At 54.3% G+C, this 18,847-nt stretch carries 21 protein-coding genes; all 21 read right to left on the minus strand.

Annotated features, from left to right (window positions below; all coding sequences use genetic code 11):
* Positions 1 to 49 precede the first annotated feature (49 nt).
* Positions 50 to 2,839, minus strand: a complete 2,790-nt coding sequence (locus M8010_RS14310; protein ID WP_250092389.1) for a glycosyltransferase — start codon at positions 2,837 to 2,839, stop codon at positions 50 to 52.
* 47 nt (positions 2,840 to 2,886) lie between these two features.
* A complete protein-coding gene (rfbA, locus tag M8010_RS14315) occupies positions 2,887 to 3,759 on the minus strand; it encodes a glucose-1-phosphate thymidylyltransferase RfbA (protein ID WP_250092390.1) in 873 nt (290 codons plus the stop codon).
* Complete coding sequence (rfbD, locus tag M8010_RS14320) at positions 3,756 to 4,631, minus strand: dTDP-4-dehydrorhamnose reductase (RefSeq protein WP_250092392.1); 876 nt, start codon at positions 4,629 to 4,631, stop codon at positions 3,756 to 3,758. Before rfbD ends, rfbA begins: the two co-directional genes overlap by 4 nt.
* Before the next feature lie 88 nt (positions 4,632 to 4,719).
* Entirely contained in the window at positions 4,720 to 5,085 is a 366-nt protein-coding gene (locus M8010_RS14325; RefSeq protein ID WP_250092393.1) for a GxxExxY protein, read from the minus strand.
* Positions 5,086 to 5,138: 53 nt separating this feature from the next.
* Positions 5,139 to 6,263: a dTDP-glucose 4,6-dehydratase gene (gene rfbB, locus M8010_RS14330; RefSeq protein WP_250092394.1), complete on the minus strand. Its 1,125-nt coding sequence runs from the start codon at positions 6,261 to 6,263 to the stop codon at positions 5,139 to 5,141.
* 4 nt (positions 6,264 to 6,267) lie between these two features.
* Positions 6,268 to 7,530 (minus strand): glycosyltransferase family 4 protein, encoded by a 1,263-nt coding sequence (locus M8010_RS14335; protein ID WP_250092406.1) that lies wholly within the window; start codon positions 7,528 to 7,530, stop codon positions 6,268 to 6,270.
* Positions 7,446 to 8,531 carry a capsular polysaccharide export protein, LipB/KpsS family gene (locus tag M8010_RS14340; RefSeq protein WP_250092408.1) on the minus strand — a complete coding sequence of 362 codons (1,086 nt, stop codon included), beginning with the start codon at positions 8,529 to 8,531 and terminating at the stop codon, positions 7,446 to 7,448. Before M8010_RS14340 ends, M8010_RS14335 begins: the two co-directional genes overlap by 85 nt.
* Before the next feature lie 12 nt (positions 8,532 to 8,543).
* On the minus strand, positions 8,544 to 9,629 hold the full coding sequence (locus M8010_RS14345; protein WP_250092409.1) for a KpsE/RkpR family capsule polysaccharide export protein: 1,086 nt from the start codon (positions 9,627 to 9,629) through the stop codon (positions 8,544 to 8,546).
* A complete protein-coding gene (locus M8010_RS14350) occupies positions 9,626 to 10,288 on the minus strand; it encodes an ABC transporter ATP-binding protein (protein ID WP_250092411.1) in 663 nt (220 codons plus the stop codon). The genes M8010_RS14345 and M8010_RS14350 overlap by 4 nt, the downstream gene beginning before the upstream one ends.
* Complete coding sequence (locus M8010_RS14355) at positions 10,285 to 11,079, minus strand: ABC transporter permease (protein WP_250092414.1); 795 nt, start codon at positions 11,077 to 11,079, stop codon at positions 10,285 to 10,287. Before M8010_RS14355 ends, M8010_RS14350 begins: the two co-directional genes overlap by 4 nt.
* Positions 11,079 to 12,818: a polysaccharide biosynthesis/export family protein gene (locus tag M8010_RS14360; RefSeq protein ID WP_250092415.1), complete on the minus strand. Its 1,740-nt coding sequence runs from the start codon at positions 12,816 to 12,818 to the stop codon at positions 11,079 to 11,081. The genes M8010_RS14355 and M8010_RS14360 overlap by 1 nt, the downstream gene beginning before the upstream one ends.
* A complete protein-coding gene (locus tag M8010_RS14365) occupies positions 12,815 to 13,225 on the minus strand; it encodes an RT0821/Lpp0805 family surface protein (protein WP_250092417.1) in 411 nt (136 codons plus the stop codon). Before M8010_RS14365 ends, M8010_RS14360 begins: the two co-directional genes overlap by 4 nt.
* Before the next feature lie 31 nt (positions 13,226 to 13,256).
* Positions 13,257 to 14,669 carry a capsule assembly Wzi family protein gene (locus tag M8010_RS14370; RefSeq protein ID WP_250092419.1) on the minus strand — a complete coding sequence of 471 codons (1,413 nt, stop codon included), beginning with the start codon at positions 14,667 to 14,669 and terminating at the stop codon, positions 13,257 to 13,259.
* Positions 14,670 to 14,944: 275 nt separating this feature from the next.
* Positions 14,945 to 15,445 (minus strand): transcription/translation regulatory transformer protein RfaH, encoded by a 501-nt coding sequence (gene rfaH, locus M8010_RS14375; protein WP_250092421.1) that lies wholly within the window; start codon positions 15,443 to 15,445, stop codon positions 14,945 to 14,947.
* A 77-nt stretch (positions 15,446 to 15,522) separates the two neighbouring features.
* On the minus strand, positions 15,523 to 15,954 hold the full coding sequence (locus tag M8010_RS14380) for a putative toxin-antitoxin system toxin component, PIN family (protein ID WP_250092422.1): 432 nt from the start codon (positions 15,952 to 15,954) through the stop codon (positions 15,523 to 15,525).
* Between the two features lie 14 nt (positions 15,955 to 15,968).
* A complete protein-coding gene (locus M8010_RS14385; RefSeq protein WP_250092424.1) occupies positions 15,969 to 16,244 on the minus strand; it encodes a type II toxin-antitoxin system prevent-host-death family antitoxin in 276 nt (91 codons plus the stop codon).
* Between the two features lie 154 nt (positions 16,245 to 16,398).
* Positions 16,399 to 16,617 carry a hypothetical protein gene (locus M8010_RS14390; protein ID WP_250092426.1) on the minus strand — a complete coding sequence of 73 codons (219 nt, stop codon included), beginning with the start codon at positions 16,615 to 16,617 and terminating at the stop codon, positions 16,399 to 16,401.
* 4 nt (positions 16,618 to 16,621) lie between these two features.
* The gene (locus tag M8010_RS14395) at positions 16,622 to 16,855 is read right to left on the minus strand and encodes a hypothetical protein (RefSeq protein WP_250092427.1); all 234 of its coding nucleotides are present in this window, start codon (positions 16,853 to 16,855) and stop codon (positions 16,622 to 16,624) included.
* 52 nt (positions 16,856 to 16,907) lie between these two features.
* Positions 16,908 to 17,480: an ATPase gene (locus M8010_RS14400; RefSeq protein ID WP_250092429.1), complete on the minus strand. Its 573-nt coding sequence runs from the start codon at positions 17,478 to 17,480 to the stop codon at positions 16,908 to 16,910.
* On the minus strand, positions 17,470 to 17,877 hold the full coding sequence (locus tag M8010_RS14405) for a TA system antitoxin ParD family protein (protein WP_250092430.1): 408 nt from the start codon (positions 17,875 to 17,877) through the stop codon (positions 17,470 to 17,472). The genes M8010_RS14400 and M8010_RS14405 overlap by 11 nt, the downstream gene beginning before the upstream one ends.
* Before the next feature lie 135 nt (positions 17,878 to 18,012).
* Positions 18,013 to 18,777, minus strand: a complete 765-nt coding sequence (gene cysQ, locus M8010_RS14410) for a 3'(2'),5'-bisphosphate nucleotidase CysQ (RefSeq protein WP_250092436.1) — start codon at positions 18,775 to 18,777, stop codon at positions 18,013 to 18,015.
* Positions 18,778 to 18,847 lie beyond the last annotated feature (70 nt).

The raw sequence follows: 18,847 nt of genomic DNA on the forward strand, positions 1-18,847 counted from the left end.
TCCGGAGTTCTTTCACCTTAAACCTACCAGGTGACCATGAATCAATAGCTCAAGCGCTCAATAACGCCCTGATGCGATTGGGAGGGTACACGCCAATGCCTTCCAGAACGCCTTTCATCCCCTTGATCCCGTTGCTCAGGCTAAAGTTATTTCTCGCCAACGCCAATGCATTTTCTGATATCTGCTGCCAACGCTCTTCGTTTTCGTAAAGTTCTTTAATTGCATCAACCCAGGCTTGGGGCTCTTCTACAATCATTGCGCTGACACCATGGGTCAATCCTGTTGCTTCTGCTGCTACCGGGCTAAGCACCTGAGGAACACCTGATGACATTCCTTCCAGTACTTTACCCTTGATACCAGCGCCGGAAAGCAGGGGCGCAACAATCACCCGATGGGTTTCAAACACCTCATCCAGATTTTCTACAAACCCTTCCAGTATCACATCATCCGCCTCAAACTTTTTAAAGTTTTCCGGCATGCCGCTACCGTAGACATGGAATTTAGCGCCAGGTAGCTGCTTTCGCAGGAGTGGCATCACTGTTTCGACAAAAAATTCAACTGCTTCAATATTTGGCAGGTGCTTAAAGCCGCCAAGGAAGCCAATGCCGGCCCGCTTTTCAAACGGTGTTTTATGTCCACGGCCATCCAATACCCATGGGCAAATAAAGAGATTATCGCCTTTAAGGTTGTGGCTGAGGATCACTGCGTGCTCTGTCGGGTTATAGGAGAGGATTCCATCTACTTTCCGCATCAACGTCAGTTCCCTATCCCGGGTCGCTAGTGGGCCCGAGAGGTCGGACTTTTTAGCGGCCAGGGCTGCGCGCAGTTCCCTGAGGAAATGAAGGTCTGCATTATTGAACAATACTTTGGCTTTGGTGTACTTGCGTATTGTGGGGAGATGCCGTTCGGCAACGTCGTAGCGGGTGATGTAAACAATATCGAACTCATCACCGCGTTCGTGAAGAACCTGATCAATGGAAGTGCTAAAAGGTGCGTAGAAAGTTTCAATCCCCATGCGGTGGAGATTATCAGTGTATTTGCCCATGTGAGCCATGTTTTCAGCCACAAAGCTGACCTTGCAGCCATTGGCCTGGAGCATCCGCATTTCCTGAATTGCTGCGTAAGAACCTGCGTCATGGTCGGGGCGCGGAACTGCGTAGTCGATCATCAAAACCCGGTAGGCAACGTTGCGATCTTTATTGAAGCGAACGTTATCCAGGTATGCCTGGCCGTTGCCCATATAGGCGTCTACCCATTTGGCGCGGAATTTCGGAGCATTAATGGCCTGGTTTTTCTTGATACCTTGGGTAAGGTCCCGACCGTTGCTCATGCCTTCAAAATGTACAACCACCGAGTGGGGCACATATACGGTTTTGAAACCAGCATCCCTGATCTTAAAGGCAAGATCTGTATCTTCATAATACGCTGGTGCGAACTCGTCACTGAAGCCGCCCACTTCTTCCCACACCTTGGTGGGTATCATCAGTGAGGCACCGGAAAGGTAATCAGCCTGACGGGCGTAGTTCCATTCCGGCGCCTCTGCGTTCTGCCCATTACCCAAGTTCCATGGATTGCCTTTATCCCACACAATTCCGCCGGCTTCCTGAAGCACTCCGTTCGGGTAAATCAGTTTGGAGCCGGTCATACCCACATCGTCGAAACGCGCAAATGTGGCTATCTGCTCATCCAGCCAGCCTGAGGTTACTTCAGTGTCATTGTTCAGCATCACCAGGTATTGGCCTTTGGCCTCTCTCGCGGCTTTGTTGCAATTTCGCAGGAAGCCAAGGTTTTGCTCGTTTACAATAACGTCCACGTTCTCAACGATATCAGCAAGTTCTGTGGTCTTGTCGGTGGAGCAATCATCAACCACGACGACTTCAAAGCTTGCTTTGTTCCAGGCCAAAATAATGGAGGCCAGCGCATGGTAGGTCAGCTCGAACTTGTTGTGTACCGGGATTACGATAGTCACGTCTGGGTTGGCGACTTTTGGGAGCTTTAGCTTGGGGTACTTCTTGCGGCCCTGCCACCCCTCAACAACCAGGTCGTGCGCGCAAATAACGTTTTCGGTTCTTACACGAGCTTCGGCAGCGTCCGTCATCTGGCTTATTTCTTCGAGCTGCTTGCGTAGAGAAGCGTAACGATAACCAGCTGTTTTCGAGAGTGCTGCGTAATTCAACTCTTTTGCGCTGCCTACAAGGTGTTCCCAGGGAGTCTGAATGTTAGGGAACACATCTAGATAGGTGGCTTCTGCAATGGGCCCTCCCACCGTCGAGACCGTTAATGCATGGAAATTGCCGTCACAAATGATTGTAGGTAACGCAATATTGAACTTATATATACCACTGTCACTGAGCACGGCACCGCTCTCACCAACTTTCTCTCCGTGCTCATTGGTTAGTATTAAGCCTATGCTTTCATCTTCGAGGCTTGGAGCATGAATGGTGCCGCGCAGGTGTGACCACTCGATATGTTCAAAACTGATTTCAAACTTTCGCAGGTTTTCCAACGTTAACGGCTTTGCCGAAACCATTTTTCTTGAACTCGACTCCAGCAGCATGAGTTCAAGGTTTTCTTCACCATCTGGAATAGAGATTTTTATGCTGAAGCCGTATTTCCCGGTGCCAATATCCTGTTTTTTCAGGTCTTCCCTAAAACCACTCGCCATACCACGCCCCAGGATCTTGCCTGACTTGGTAACCACCTCCAGATCAAGGCTTTCCTCAGGGGCACTGGGGCACCATGCCCAGCCGGTGACATGCCCGTCTTTGAAAACATCGATACAGCCCTCGTAGTCTATCTCTTTTGGCTTAGTTACTTCTGAGGAAAAGATCTTCTTCATACAAATAATCCATTAATTAATAACAATTCTTCAGTTCTTTTTGGAATTCAGCGCCGGCTGATCAGCAGCGCTTCCAAATAAGCTCCGTAATTAGTTTTTCTCAGCTTTTCTGCACACTCAGCCAGGAATGCATCGGAGATCCACCCTTGTGTCCACGCTATTTCCTCTAGGCAAGCGACTTTCAATCCCTGCCTGTGTTCAATGGTCTGCACATAGCTACTGGCTTCCAGCAGACTGTCGTGAGTACCAGTGTCCAGCCATGCGAAGCCTCGCCCAAGCCGTTCTACATTAAGATCGCCACGTTCAAGGTAGGCGTTGTTTATGCAAGTAATTTCCAGCTCGCCTCGGGTGGACGGCGTTACGTTTTTAGCGATTTCTACCACGTCGTTATCGTAAAAGTAGAGGCCGGTTACCGCGTAACTGGATTTCGGCTTCGCTGGCTTTTCTTCGATAGACAGCGCAGTACCGCTCTCATCAAAGTCCACAACACCAAACCGTTCGGGGTCTCTGACCATGTAGCCGAATATAGTCGCGCCACTGGTTTTGGCGGCCGCACGTTTTAACTGATCGGAAAAGTGCTGGCCGTGGAAGATATTGTCGCCCAGCACCAGGCAGACGGAATCGTTGCCGATGAATTCCTCACCGATGATGAAGGCCTGTGCGAGCCCGTCCGGGCTGGGTTGCTCAGCGTAACTGAAGTTGATGCCAAACTGATTGCCGTCACCCAGTAGTTTCTCGTATTGAGGCAGGTCGTCGGGGGTGGAAATAACCAAGATATCGCGTATACCTGCCAGCATTAGCACCGAGATGGGATAGTAGATCATCGGTTTGTCGTACACTGGCAGAAGCTGCTTGGATACGCCGTGGGTGATGGGGTGTAGACGTGTGCCGGAACCTCCGGCGAGGATGATGCCTTTCATTTGTTCTCCAGGTATTCGCCCAGGGTCAGTGCCAGTTGGCTTTGCCAGTGTGGTAGCTGGATGTTCAGGGCGGTTTCCAGTTTGGTCAGGTCCATCCTTGCGTTCAGCGGCCTTTGTGCTGGTGTCGGGTAGTCGCTGGTGGGGATGGGGTGGGCGTTTTCGGGGCCCATGGTTAAATGTTCACCGTGGTCGTTGGCCAGGCGAAAAATTTCCTGTGCAAAGCCATGCCAGCTGGTTTCTCCGGCAGGGGCCAGGTGGTAAAGCCCACCGGCTATGTTGCTGTGGACAGCCATGGCAGTTATCTGGGCAATCAGCCGTGCCGGTGTGGGTGCGCCGATCTGGTCTGCCACTATGTTGAGTTCGGTTTTGCTTTTGGCCAGCCGCAGCATGGTTTTCATGAAGTTGTTGCCGCGGGCACTGTAGACCCAGCTGGTGCGGAAGATGAAGTGTTCTGCACCACTTTGCTGGATCGCCTCGTCGCCGGCCAGCTTGGAGGCACCGTAGACGCTCAGGGGCCCGGTCGCGCTTGTCTCTTGCCATGGCTGATCGCCATTACCCGGGTACACATAGTCGCTGCTGTAGTGCACCAGGAAAGCGCCCTGCTCTGCGGCGAACCTGGCCAGCTGCTCAGGCAGGCCCGCGTTCAGTCTGAAGGCTTCACGCTGATGGTCTTCAGCGGCATCGACTGCAGTCCAGGCGGAGGCGTTGGCGATCAGGTCTGGCTGGTGGGCTTCCAGGTAGTCGGCTACGGCATGTTCGTTGGTCAGATCGAGCTCTGCCCTGCCTGGGGCGGTGATGGTGCCCAGGGGGGAGAGGGTTCGGTGGAGCTCGAAGCCGACTTGGCCGGTTTTGCCTAGGAGTAGGATTTTCATTTTTAAACCTTTTTTTGCCACGGACACTCACTGACGCTCACGGACGAAAAGAAAAACCAATTAATGTTTTGTCCGTGTGGGTCCGTGGCTATAAAACAATTCTTTTAATAAACGCTTTCGGGAAAGTGAAGTTTACGAGCATGCCGACTGACTTTCCGGTGGCTTTCAGATAATTGATTAACTGGGGTTCCGCTGAGAGCGGCAGCCGTTGTTGTGCTTTCAGTTCGAGAATAACCAGGTTGTTAACCAGTAAGTCCAGACGATGTTCGCCTACCAGTTGGCCTTTGTAGGTTATGTTGAGTGGCACTTCTGATTGAACCGCCAGCCCCCTCTGCTTTAATTCAAATTCAAGCGCCTTTTGATAAACCCCCTCGAGAAAACCGGGGCCCAGCACTTTATTAACCTCAAAAATCGCCCCACGTATCCTGTAGGTAATATCTTCTTCCCTAATCATTTTTCTCTCTTCTCGTCCGTGAGCGTCAGTGAGTGTCCGTGGCAAAAAAGACTTTAAGCGTTTACTCCCAGCCTCTGGCCTTGGTAGCTGCCGTCCTGCACCCGTTGCCACCAGGTTTTGTTGTCCAAATACCACTGTACGGTTTTGCGCAGGCCGGTTTCGAAGGTTTCTTCGGGCTTCCAACCCAGGTCTTTTTCGATCTTGCTGGCGTCTATGGCGTAGCGCAGGTCGTGGCCGGGGCGGTCTTTTACGAAGGTGATCTGGTCGCGGTAGCTGGTTTCTTTGGGGACCAGGTCTTGAAGGACATCGCAGATGGTTTCCACCACTTCCAGGTTTTTCTTTTCGTTGTGGCCGCCGATGTTGTAGGTCTCGGCTATTCCGCCCTTTTGCGCCACCAGAATCAGAGCGCGGGCGTGGTCTTCTACGTAGAGCCAGTCGCGGATTTGGCTGCCGTCGCCGTAAACCGGTAGAGGTTTGCCGGCCAAGGCGTTGAGGATGACCAGCGGGATAAGTTTTTCCGGGAAGTGATAGGGGCCGTAGTTGTTGCTGCAGTTGGTGATAACGGTTGGCAGGCCGTAGGTGCGTTGCCAGGCTCTGACTAGGTGGTCTGAGCTGGCTTTGCTGGCTGAATAGGGGCTGCTTGGGGCGTAGGGGGTTTGTTCGGTGAATAATGGCAAATTGGGTTGTTGGGGATCTTGTCGGATTTCGCTTTGCTCTATCCGACCTACGTTTTCGGCCAGGTCGCCGTAGACTTCGTCGGTGCTTATGTGGTGGAAGCGGAAGTTGTTGGCTTTTCCCGGGTTGTTGGTTTGCAGGGTTTTCCAGTAGCTTCTTGCGGCTTCCAGCAGGGTGTAGGTGCCGATGATGTTGGTTTCCATGAAGGCGGCGGGGCCGTCTATGGAGCGGTCTACGTGGCTTTCGGCGGCCAGGTGCATGATGATGTCTGGCTGGTGCTCGCTGAATATCGCGCTCATGGCTTCGGCGTTACAGATGTCGGCCTGAACGAAGCGGTAACGGTTGTCGCCCTCTACGCTGGCAAGGGATTCTAGGTTGCCGGCGTAGGTGAGTTTGTCGACGTTCACTACCGTATGTGCGGTGTTTTTGATCAGTTCACGGACAACGGCGGAGCCAATAAAGCCGGCGCCGCCGGTGATCAGGAAGGTTTTGGTCTGGGTCATAGTCTTACTTTAAGTGGACTGGATTAAGATCTAGCAGGCGGAAAATCGTTTTGTTGATTTCGCGCACGTCGAAACGCTCTCTTGCCAGATGGTAGCTGGCCAGGCCCATGGGGCGGATAAGCTCTGGCTCCTGAATGAAGCGCAGCATGGCTTTCTCCAGCGCGGCCTGGTTATGTGGTGGAACCAGGAAGCCGTTTTCACCTTCTACGACGGTTTTGCGGCATCCGGGCATGCTGGTGGTTATAACCGGCCGCCCCATGGCGAGCGCTTCCTGGGTGCTGCGGGGTACGCCTTCCCGGTAATAGGTTGGCAATACGAATACACTGCTGTCTGCCAGCCACGGCACAACGTCTTTCACCAGGCCCGGATAAATAATCAGGCCTTCTTCTACAAGCTGTTTCAGCTCGTCGCGGTTTATCGCGCCCGGCTTGGCATCTGGTGCTCCCAGCAGGATAAATTCCGTTTTCGGGTAGCTGCGCCGAAGCGCGCGGGCAGCTTCGATGTAATAGCGCACGCCTTTTTCATGCAGCAAGCGGCCTATGAAGATGAAGCGCACGGGGTCGGTAATGGGTGGACGGAAGGAATACCTTTCCAGGCACACACCGATGCCACCCAGCATTTCTGGCTCTGGCGAACGAATACCAAAGCTTTCAAGGTCTTCTTTATCGCCCTGGTTCAGTACCAACAACCGGTGCGCCATTGGGAGGCTGAAGCGGAACAGGCGGATCATTAACTTGCGGACAAAGCGCTTGCGGAAACTGTCGCCCTTCGGCCCAACGGTAAATATGCGGCCCAGGCCCTCTATTTTGGCGACCCTAAATGGCACGCCCGCCATTTTGGCGGCGATTGTTCCGTAGATGGAGGGTTTGGAGAAGTAGCAAAAACTGAGGCTAATGTTGTGTCGCTTGAAAAGCCGATAAAGCTGCCACACCGCGGCAATGTCACCCAGGGGATTGGTGCTTACCTGCCCCATCCGGTAAAGCACTGGCTCCGCGCCCATTTCCCGTATCGCTGCCCTGGTCTCCTTGGTGTAATCAGTAGCAAACGCAAATACCGTATGGCCCGCTGTTACCATTTCGCGGATAAGCTCACCACGAAATCCGAGCATGGTGTCCACCAGGGTACCCACAATGGCTATCCGCTGGTGGTTTACGGGAGACTCGGCCTGCTCCTGGTTTGCGGCTACTTCGCGCCGCTGAGCAGGTTGATACCCTTTCTCGCCGCTTTCTTTAAGCTGTCTTGCCAGGTTGTTGGCTGTTCGTGCCATTGTTTCAGCTCTTGGAGAATGCGTTCCGGCGATGTGTACTGGCCTGTATACCGGCTGACGTAAAGCGGGTATTGCACCAGGGTTGAATACGCCAGTTCTTCCAGTGTTAATTGTCGATGGCGCCGGCGGCAGGAGACCTTGTCGTTGGTCAGCCCCCAGCCTGCGTAGAACGGTAGCCCATAACAGGTTACCGGTTTATTTCGGATGATCGCTTCAAAACCCGTGAGGGACGTCATCGTGTGGACTTCGTCGACGTCATCCAGTAACGCGGTGATGTTCAGGTGAGCAACACTTTCATCAACGTAGTCTTGCGTTCGGCTCTCTTCGCTGCCCGGCTTTCTTGCCCCGGCAACCACATCCGGATGGGGTTTGTAGATAATCCACGCATCAGGATTTGTCTGCCTAACGGCTTTTACCAAAGCGAAGTTAGTGTTTACTTCTGGTGCACCGAAACGGATGGATGCATCACTTTCGACCTGCCCGGGCACCAGAATGACCCGTTGGGATGTTTTAGGCCTGCTCCATTCGCCAGAGCCAGTGTTGTACTTGCTGATGCCGGCCTGCCTGATTTGTTCCAGCAGGTTCCGTGCCCGGTTTTTTTCTCCGTCGGTGTATTGATGCCCGGATAACAGGGATTCCAGCCTGGACGGGGCAGTGGCATCGAAGTAAAGGCTCTGGTCATCCAACACCCATGAGAGGGGTTGGGCAAACTGGGCTCCAAGGCCCACGGAACGAAGGAACCCGTCCTCGAGCCGCACCAGGGTAATGTTCTGCGCCAGGCTTTCACTGATATCTTTCCGGCCCCAGATCAGGGCAATCGCACCCGCTGGAACCTGATTCGCCCCGCGCACGTGGTTGATTTTGCTGTTCTGGATAAATCGGGCAAGAGTGCTGCGCCAGTGGGGATTAAAACCGATGGCATAGGCTGATCGGTTGCCCAGGCCCCGATGTTCGCAGAATGACTCCCAGCTGTTAAACGACTCCTCAGGCACTTCAGCCATCATACCCGGCCTTTAATCGCGGTGATCCCGAACCACGGAAACAATCAGGTGCACTATGCCGGCGATCACAATGGCCATAATCAGGAACACGGTGATGTTGTACAGGCGTTCCGGTTTGGTGGGGAATTCCGCGAGGGTTGGGTATTCCAACACTGAAATCTGCTTTAGCTTGCGGGAGGCCTCCACGCGTGTGGTTTCCAGCGCTGTCAGGGCATTGGAATAGAGTTCCAGGGCAAACTTTGCCCGCATTTCCAGGGTTTCGTACTCGGCGGATACCCGGTTTAGCGACTCGCCGTCTTCCCTGGCCAGCTTGCTACGCTCGATTTCAATTTGCTGTTCCAGTGCTTTGGCTTCATTGCGCAGCCGCTTGATCTCCGCTGCGCCTTCACTCTGGTAGCTCAGTTCGGACTTTATTCTGGCCTCAAGCAATGCGAGCTCTGCCTGGAGGCGGGACACGGTGGTGAATATGGCCTCAACGGTTTGTGTGGGTGCCACAAGGCCGTATTCGTTCTGGTATTCCAGAATGGTGTCCCGGGCCGCGAATAGCCGCTTTTCGAGTTCTTTTGCCTGCTGGTCGATGAACTCGACCTGCTCCTGCGCGAGCCGCTGCCCCATGAGGTTCATGTGCTTTTCGCCCTCATCCAGCAGTGCCTGGGTCATGTTCTGGGCCATTTCCGGCGTGTACGCCTGTACCTCTATTTTCAGCAAGCTGGAGTAATCATCAAACGTGATCTTGATGCGCCCCTGCATGTAGTCGTAGAAGGTTTCAATGGGTACATCCGTACCGTCTAACCGGGCAACCCAGTCGATATCCGGGCTACTGAAATGCTCACGAAGGTCCAGTTTCTTATCAAGCGTTTTGAGCATGTGAACGGATTCAAGATGGTCTTTAAGCAACAACAGGTCGCCAGAGCCACTAGTACCGGAAAGCAATGACGACACATTAAGAGAGGCCGGATTGATTTCTGGCGACTGAAGTACCACGTGAGCGCGGGAAACATAACGATCAGTAGCCACAATGCCCCAGTAAATCGCAGCAATAGCGATGGCGGCAAAAGCGACAAGCCAGAAAGGGTTCTTCTTGAAAAAGCGAATCATTTACCGAGGCTCTCGTGGTATTGGTTTATGGCGTCTTTGATGTCATCGAACCAGAGGGCCTGGCCCTCCTGAAGCAGAATGCCTGCCTGGCACAGGTCTTTGAGCATGCCTTCCTGGTGGGACACCATGATGATACTGGCTTGGCCTACCCGGTCTCGGAAGGCTTGGGTGGCCTTTTTTTTGAACGCGACGTCGCCGACGGCCGTGGCTTCATCCGACAGGTAGACATCGAAGTTGAAGGCCAGCGACAGGCCAAACGCAAGGCGGCTGCGCATACCGGAGGAATAGGTTTTTACCGGCTGGTCGAAGGCTTTGCCGATTTCTGCAAAGTCCTGCACTTTTTCGATCAGGTCCGGAATGCGGTCGTTGCCGCCGTGGATACGGGCAACAAACTTGACGTTCTGGCGGCCGGTCATTGAGCCCTGGAAACCGCCACCCAGGCCGATGGGCCAGGATACCCGGCAATGGCGGGTAACACTGCCGCGATCTGGTGTGTCCATGCCGCCTATCAACCTGAGCAGAGTGGATTTGCCAGCGCCGTTGCGCCCAACGATGCCAACGCTGACGTTCCTGGGAATGGTGAAGCTGATGTCGTTTAGCACCCAGTCACCGCCAAACGGGCCGTGGTAGCGTTTGTACAGATGGCTGACTTCAATCATTCGGACATCAGCCTGGATTTGAACCTGACCTGTAGCAGTAGCCCCAGGAGTAGGGCCCCGACAACCCAATAGCCGAGGTAGAGCACGCTCACTCCATCAACCATGCGATAGCCTTCGAAAAATCCAGATCGCACAAACTCAATCGCGTGCACCAAAGGATTGTACATAAGGTATTCCCGGATGCCGTGGGGGAAATACTGGATCGGAATCATGACGCCTGACAGGAAATACAATGGCAACATAATCATCGACAGGAACTTTTGCGACTCTGGAAGCACCGTCACCAGTACCGAGCTAATCAGCCCAGTGCCCATGCCGAACAGCCAAATAAGCACCCAGAACCCCATGACTTTCATGGGGTCTACCGGAATGATGTCCTGGCCCAGCAGCGTAAACACACACACCAGAATGATCATTACGATAGAGCTTAAGGTGCCTTCAAGGCCCGAGCGCACCAGAACTGTATCTGCTGGGTGCACCTGCCGGTAGGCGAACAATGCGCGGTTCGCAGAGATGGCGTGCATCCCTTTGGTCATCTGGTTGCGAAACAGAATAAAGGACGTAACCCCCACTACCAGCCAGGGTATGAATTCGGCACCGGGAATGATTCGCACACGACCGATCATGGTGCGAACCCCCACCAGTAGCAATACGTGGGCGATGGGTTCGGCTAGCAACCAGAACCAGGCGATGCGGTCCGCCGTCACCCTGGCCATGGCCTCGCGCAGAAACAGGGCGTGCCAGACGTGGGCGGTTACCTGCCAGGGGTTGCGGGAAGTTGCTTCAGTCACTAGATATCCAGCGCTACCTTGGTTGCCACTGCAATCTGATAAAGAATCTGGGTGACGGTAGAGGCAATCTGCAGATTCTTGGTTTCCACTTTTGGCATCACCAGTATCTGGTCACCCGGGCGCAAGGGTACATCACTGGCGCGGCGGACCTCACCGTTCTGGCGGGCGACAAGAATATGGTCTTCATCGGCGTGCTGGCTGAAGCCGCCAGCGCCTTCGATGTAATCCATCGCATTCTTGCCAGCCACGAACACCACTGATTGCGGTATGTAGACTTCACCGGACACAAGGATGGAATCCGTGCGCTGGGGCAGTGTTACGACGTCTTTATCCTGCAGGCGGATATCAACCAGTTCGCCTTCGTTGGCAACAACCAGCCGGCCGTTGGGTTCCACTTCCCTGGCCCGCTGAACAAACTGGCTGATGAGTTCGGCTTCCTGAATGCGAATTGCCGACTCTTCAGCGGTTGAAGACGACGCGCCGAGGTAGGTGGTTTCAAGCCGGCGCAAACTCTCTTCCAAGGCGGTACGCTGCTGTTCGGCGACGCTTTCGCGGCGTATGGATATGCTTTCAAAGGCGGTTTCGTTGGGGTCGACAGCAACAGCGTTCAGCAGTTCATGCAACGTAGTGCCTTTGGAGAGCACGAAATAGGAACTACCGAGGTAGGCACCCTCTAGCTGGACGACGATTTCGTCCGAACGCTGATCGGCCAGGAATACAATTTCATCGCCATTAGAGATCTCTTTTTCTTCAAATTTTTCCAGTTCCTGGTAGTCGAAGAACGGCCCTGACCTGCGATCGCCTCTCAGCAATACATGCGACACGCCGGATTTCAGCTGAACCAGATCGACCAGGCTCTCGCCGTTCAGTTCGTCTTGCAATAACTCGAAGTGATGCGGGCGCCCGACATCCCCGGAAACCAGAACTGACGGACCACGGGGCTCAACCAGCACCGTGTCGCCTTCCTGAAGCTGTGGATGATTCAATGTGCCGGTGCGAAGGAAATCGTAAAGATCGACCCGGGCGATGGTTTCACCATCACGGATCAGGCGGATCTTGCGGTAGCTGCCCAGCTCGTCGTCCACGCCTGAGGCCTGGTCCAGTAAGTAGAGTACGGAATCACTTGGCACGCCGGCATAACGGCCGGGTTTCTCGACATAACCCGTGACAAAAACCGCGACTGGCTGAACGCCTTGCAGGTTTGTGTAAACGTTGACGTTGTTCGGATAGACCTCTTGCACGGCTTGGCGAACGACAGCATCCAGCTGGCTGTGGCTCACGCCTTCGACCTGCACGGGCCCAACGGCTGGAATAAAGATGTTGCCCTGGGCGTCGACCGGCATTACCTGGTCAATATCCACCGCTCCCCAGATCCGCAGCGTGACCTGGTCCCCGGGAAGTACACGATAATCGGGGTTCAGACCATCCGAGCGAAGGCCGCGGAAGCCACCACTGAACAGTTCTGCACCAAAGGGGCGGACTTCTTCACGCTCTTCATCTGTTAGAACCGGGCCGTAAGTGGCGCCGGTTTTCCAGTTGGTGTTGGATTGGGGCTCCGAACTGCCGCCTTTGGAAGCCGAATCGGGAACGGAGCCGCTTTCCATGGCCTGTAGCACTTGGTCGCGCTGGCTTTGGGGGATGTCGCCGAAGCTTTGGCCGGCTGCCATTGTCGGGGCCAGCATGGCCAGAATCAGCAGCAGGAGGCCGTAACCTGTCCTAACGGGGCGTTGGTTAGTCATTTGGCGCCTCCACTGCGTGCGCTATGCCGGATTGCTTTGGTGGCGCCCCAGGTACCATTGGCGTATTCGCAGACATTAACGGGCTTTTTTTCCTTACTTTCGGCACTCATTTCGGCCGCCAGGCATCGTTTGCCTGACGCTGCGAAATAGCGGCTTTCGACAACAAGTGCGGTTGCAACTCCCCAGGGCGTGTCACCGACCTGAACTGTCTGCCCAGCGACGGCGTCTTCAAGCCTCGGCCCGGCTTCATCGGGAAGATAGGTAACCGTGGACCCCGTATACCCCCATTTCTGAGAGGAATCTGCCGGGTGCACACCGCCCGGATAGGACGCGCAGCCCCCGAGCACCAGGAAGGCGCCTATGAAAGCAATGCATCTGGCACTGGTCATCTTTGTTTTTTCAGACATTAATAGTAGTAGCCGCTTATCAGTGTTTGAATCAGAAGGCATATCGCCAGGACGCAGAGGCGGACCATTGGTCTCGCTCTTTGCCCCCTATGAGCTCTATCTTTTCATCGGCGAGCATTGCCTGCAGGCTCAGCGTTCCAATGGGTAACGGCTGGCTGTACGAGGCCGACAGTGTAACGAGTTCCCGGTTCCAGCGCGGGACGCTGTATTGTACATTCGGATCCGGGTTGGAGACACGGCTTTCATCTTTTCCGGCGAGATCCAGCCAGGATAATGACAAGCCAAGTTGTTGGCCGGTTTCAGTAAAGTTGAATACCCCAAGGGTTACTGCCTGGGCGTCGGCTTCTATGCTTGTTGCCAGGTTTCTTCCCTTGTAACGATAGCCAGAACGGTAAACCCTGTGCTCATAGGACACATCCGGCATTGGGTCGCCGAGCAGGTTGTCAGCGAGTGTATCAGCACCTTCCAGAAACCACTGCTGATCCATGCCTGCGATTCGCGTTGTCCAGTCCGTACCCACTAGCCAGGATTTGCGGGCGGGGAAGCCCCCAGCCTCGTCTTCACCCATCATCTGGGCATAAATACCCGCCGTTTGACCACCGACTGGAAAACCATAGCGAACATCAACAGCGCCGAGCTGGTTGCTTGGGTCTTCAGCAGCATCCCGGGGATTGTCGTTACCGATAATGGCATCCCAGAATGTTTCGCTGCTGGCTGAGCGACCTTCGCCACCGATTATGAAGGTGCGCGACAAGCCGATATCGAGCCCCTGGACCGGGCGAAAGGTAACGCGGGCACCGGCGAGGTAGGCATCCGGCACGTGGCGTTCTTCCTCAAGCTGGCCCAGGAAGGCTGTAAATTGCCAGGGGCCAATCCAGGAAAGCCAGGGCGTATCAAATGCTTTCGGGTTGTCCCTGTTGATCCAGAGTGCTGGTACTGGCCGCGCGTTATTGGAAAGTATCAGGCTGGATTGCCAGCCAGGGCCCCACCAGCGGTCGATATAGCCGGCTCCGACCACCCAGTTCGCGGCCAGGCCTGCTATATAGGAGCCGTCGCCTCGCAGGCTTTCGTCGTCTTCGGGATCTGCCGCATAACCTACTTCAAGCTTTGCAGCCAGGTGGTCGCTTTGCCATTCCATACTCGCGCTTGACTCAACCGACTCTCTGGGCTGCGCTTCAAACCCTCGCAGGAAGAAAGGGTCCGTTGTGCCCGCAATCCTGATTTGGCCTTCCCGGCCGTTGCGCCGTTGTTCAGCCGGCCGCATCATCGGCCAGGTGGTTACGGTGCGGTTGAGCTCCCCCTCATCCGCCTGAGCCTGGAACGCATGCCGTTCCTGAATACTACCGGTTGAAACCCAGGGCGCGGCGTAAAGGCTTGGTGAGAAGATCGCGCCAGTCAGGCACGCTACCGCCCCACCGACCAGGGTCCAGTGTTTTGAGGTCATAGGATTTATTTTTTAACAAAGGGAGATAGAGACAGGGACGAAAACTGCAGCAATGACGTTCCCGGACTCAATCCCTGTCTGGCTGAAAGTTAGTACATCTTGGAAGGACGCAGATTCTACGGCATCTTGAACGGCAAGCAAGTGACAAAACTGCGGACATATGGTTTCAGGCTGTTATCGGTGTAATTTTTTGTGAAAGCTTCGTAGATGCATATGAATTGGGTGTTTATTGGGGGTTGGTGGTTAATGGGGAGGGGTTGTCGGATTACGCTTTGCTAATCCGACCTACTGGTGCTTTTGGTGTGGAGCGCAGAGAGGGGGACTTTGACGGTTTGTTGCTTCTGCATGAAGCTGATCAACACAATGGCGCGCTCCTCGCCGTCGTAGGCCTGGAAGATGGCGCTGATGCCTTTAAACGGACCATCGTCCAGCTCCACCTGCTGACCGGGCTTGATACCGCCCTGCTCTGCCACCGCATCCAGGCTATCTTTGACGTGCTGAATGACATCATCCGGGATGCCCGCGGGCTTGTTCGCAAAACTCACCACACGGATAACACCCCGCGTAGAGCGCAATTTCGCCCACTGGGGATCGGTCTGTTCCAGATTCACAAACAGGTAGCCAGGAAACAAAGGCTCCAGCTTCTTAGTGCGCTTACCCGCCCTGATCTTCTCAACCGTGACTTTCGGGTAGAAGCAGACGATATCCTGATTTTGCAGGTGCGCCAGGGCACGGTCGCCCTGCGCAGGTTTATGCTGTAACGCGTACCAGGTCATTTATACCCTTGAAACCAATTTGGGGTCAGACCCCAATGCATTTTGCCATACCAAATGTCTTGGGGTCTGACCCCAAATTACAATCCCCCATGGCGGCTCCAGAATTCCGACGGTGTGATGACGGGATAGCTGTCAGCCAAAGCGAGCAGGTCTTTGTCATCGGTGATCAGGTAATTCACACAGTGGTGCCGTATACCTGTCACCAGCGTTCCCAGCATTGGCGTGTCGTTCATATCTCTTGCTGACTCTCCGGGTAAATCCTCAGGTTCGATAACCTCTGCGAGAAAAGACAGAATATCCACAAGGTCATCAACTTCCGCGTCCGACAACCCATGGCGGTGGCGTAGCCGGGGAAGAACTCTGCGAACTTCATCAAGGATGTAGTCTGAAAGAAAAACCTCGATATGCCCGCTGCGCCAAGCCTGCATGATCTTTCCTGGAACGCTGGACGTGTACGCCATGCCGGAAAAAATGACATTCGTGTCGAGTACTACCTGAATGGATGCCATCCCTGGAATGTTCCCTATTTGTCTGCGGAGCGTTCGTTCCTGATCGCTTCTTCAATTTCCCGCATACCCTCGTCCTGAGGTACAGCGGCAAACCCATGTTCCAGGCGGGAGCTCAAGGCCTCAAAGCGCGCCTCCATCCTTCTGATCCGCCCAAACAGGCGCGCATCAACCAAGGCAGCCACCGGTTTGCCGTCTTTTTTTATCAAGACACTATCGTGACGGTACTGGACCTGATTAATCATCTCGCCCAGATTCTGGCGAAATTTCACTGCACTGGTTTCCGTTATCATAATGACCTCCAACCATATCGACCATACTGATCATATCACCAGTCGGGGTCAGACCCCAGTGCATTTTGCCATACCAAATGTCTTGGGGTCTGACCCCAAACCTATGATGTTGAGCGGGTGTGGGCGTTTTTCGAGGCCGAAACTGACCATGGAGTCATGCGACGTGAGCAATTTGCTCTTCGATGCTCTTTGGCAGCGGGATTGGAAGAAATAAATCCTTCGGATACAGGTAACTCTCACCGGATTCATCGATAACGCGGATCATATCCAAATCACTGGCCGCAGAGTCCTCAACAACTTCATAGAGCTTACGAGGCTCCAGGGAAGCCTCGTAGCCTGTGTTTTTTGTGCATACTACAAAATGGTGAGACATAGCTTTATTCCAGGATTTGCTTAATTTTAAACTCTCGTTTACCAATACCGGAAGCTTCGTACCAGTGGATTTCAGCCTCCAGGATTACGCCGCTATCAAGGCAAATTGTCGCATTGCCTTTGCGTTTTCGCCAATGAGCATCGCCGTATACCCGCTTTAGGCGCTTAAGTTCGCGGATACCAGAGCCTTGAGCGAATGTTTCTGGCTGCCGGATAGGCCCGGTAATTTTAAAATTCACGATTTGGCTCTTCCATGATTCCTACACCAGTCGGGGTCTGACCCCAGTGCATTCAGGTGTCGATGAGATTTTTCGCCCAGTCCGGTATGGTTTCCTGGCAGGTGCGCCAATGCCCAGCTTCCCAGACCGCAACCCGAAGATAAGGCCGATCAAGACTGCTGTTATCGACAAGATGAAGCTCGTCCGCCAGCCCTATGCATTGGCGAAGATTCACCAGGGTTCTTGGAATTCGTGCCTCAATTTTGGCCTCCGGCACATTATGCCCTCCGGATTTCACTCTGGATGCCACCCGGGCTTTATTCAGTGAGGTCAGTTCCAGGTGAAAATAAAACAGCCGGATTCGAAAACCAGCGGCCTTGGCAACGCCTACAAAATCGACCTTCGACGGATGAGAGAAGACGGTCTCAAAACAGAAGCTTTGACGCTCTTCAAGCAGTCGATGCCGTTCCTTTTCCGCAATCAGCGCTGCTTCATAGCTGTGTTTCTCGGGGGCATCCGGCCATAGAGTGCGGGCAATGTTGTCGGCGTTTACCAGGGGGATCCTGCGGCGGGCGAGAAACCGCTCATGGAAAGTTGTCTTGCCGGCACCGTTACCACCAACCAGCAGCCATAGTTCAGGCTGCACGGTTACCCAGTGCCTCGAAACGCCCGTTGCGGAACTGCCCGACTTCCCGCGTACCATCTGGATAGAGTGCTTCCAGATAACCGGGTTTGTCATCAGAGGCCTGATACACCACACGCCCATGGGCAATGGAGCGACTCAGCTCGCCGCTTTCGCGAGCCTGATCCACCTCGGCCCACAAATCCTCACTGGTGAGCGGCTCAGCCACCACAGGCTCTACCCTGATCTGGCGAATACCCTGCACGATGGCAATCAGGTCCTCGGCACTCACCTCACCAGCAACAGCCCGACCAATGTCCGCCCAGTATTCGATTTGCTTGGGGGTCGAGCGCCGTTGAACCGCACCCTCGGCAGCAGCCTGGCGAACCAGTGTATCGTCGAGACGAACGGCAGTTGTCATGGCAGCCTCCTGTAGCGTGGCCAAATATTCATTGCATATTACCACAGCCGTTGCATCTTGCAACACACTTACCTGGGGTCAGACCCCAGTGCATTTTGCCAGGCCAAATGTCTTGGGGTCTGACCCCAACCGAACTCAGTACCAGTCGCCGGATGCCACGAAGTGCGGGTTCAGTACATCTTCCTTGCCGTACTGCAGAGGCTTGCGATCCATTGTTTCCACCTTGCCGCCGGCAGCTGACAGCACGGCATGAGCTGCGCCGGTATCCCATTCACAGGTTGGCCCCAGCCTTGGATAGATGTCCGCATGGCCTTCGGCGATTTTGCAGAATTTGAGAGAACTGCCAGCCTGGACCAATTCGTGTTCGCCCAGCTTGTCGATAAAAGCGCGGGTTTCTTCGTTAAGGTGGTTTTTGCTGGCCACTACGCGTTTGGCCTCTTTCGGGACGGCTACGCTGATGCGATGCACTTTGCCAGTACGGTCCCGCTTGTAGGCGCCCTCGCCTTTCAGGCCCCAGTAGGCTTCTTTTAATGCAGGGGCGGTAACAACGCCCAGAATCGGCTCGCCGTTTTCGATAAGTGCGATGTTGACGGTGAACTCGCCGGTACGCTGGGTGAAATCCTTGGTGCCATCAATCGGATCAATCAACCAGAACCTGTGCCAGCTTTTACGCTCACTCCAGGGGATCTCCGCACCCTCTTCCGATAGCACGGGGATATCATGACTGAGATTGCGTAAGCCCTCCGCAATTACCCGGTGGCTGGCAATGTCTGCTGCCGTAATCGGCGACTCATCGGCTTTGAAATCCACTTTAAAGTCCGTCATGTAGATGCTCATGACCTTTTCACTGGCGGCATCGGCAATCTTGAGGACATCCGGAAGCATGGAGCTGTAGTGCATGTGGGTTAAATTCCTGAGTTAATTTGGGGTCAGACCCCAGTGCATTTTGTTGGGTGAAATGTCTTGGGGT

Source organism: Marinobacter sp. ATCH36 (genome assembly GCF_023555055.1).
Classification (GTDB): Bacteria; Pseudomonadota; Gammaproteobacteria; order Pseudomonadales; family Oleiphilaceae; genus Marinobacter.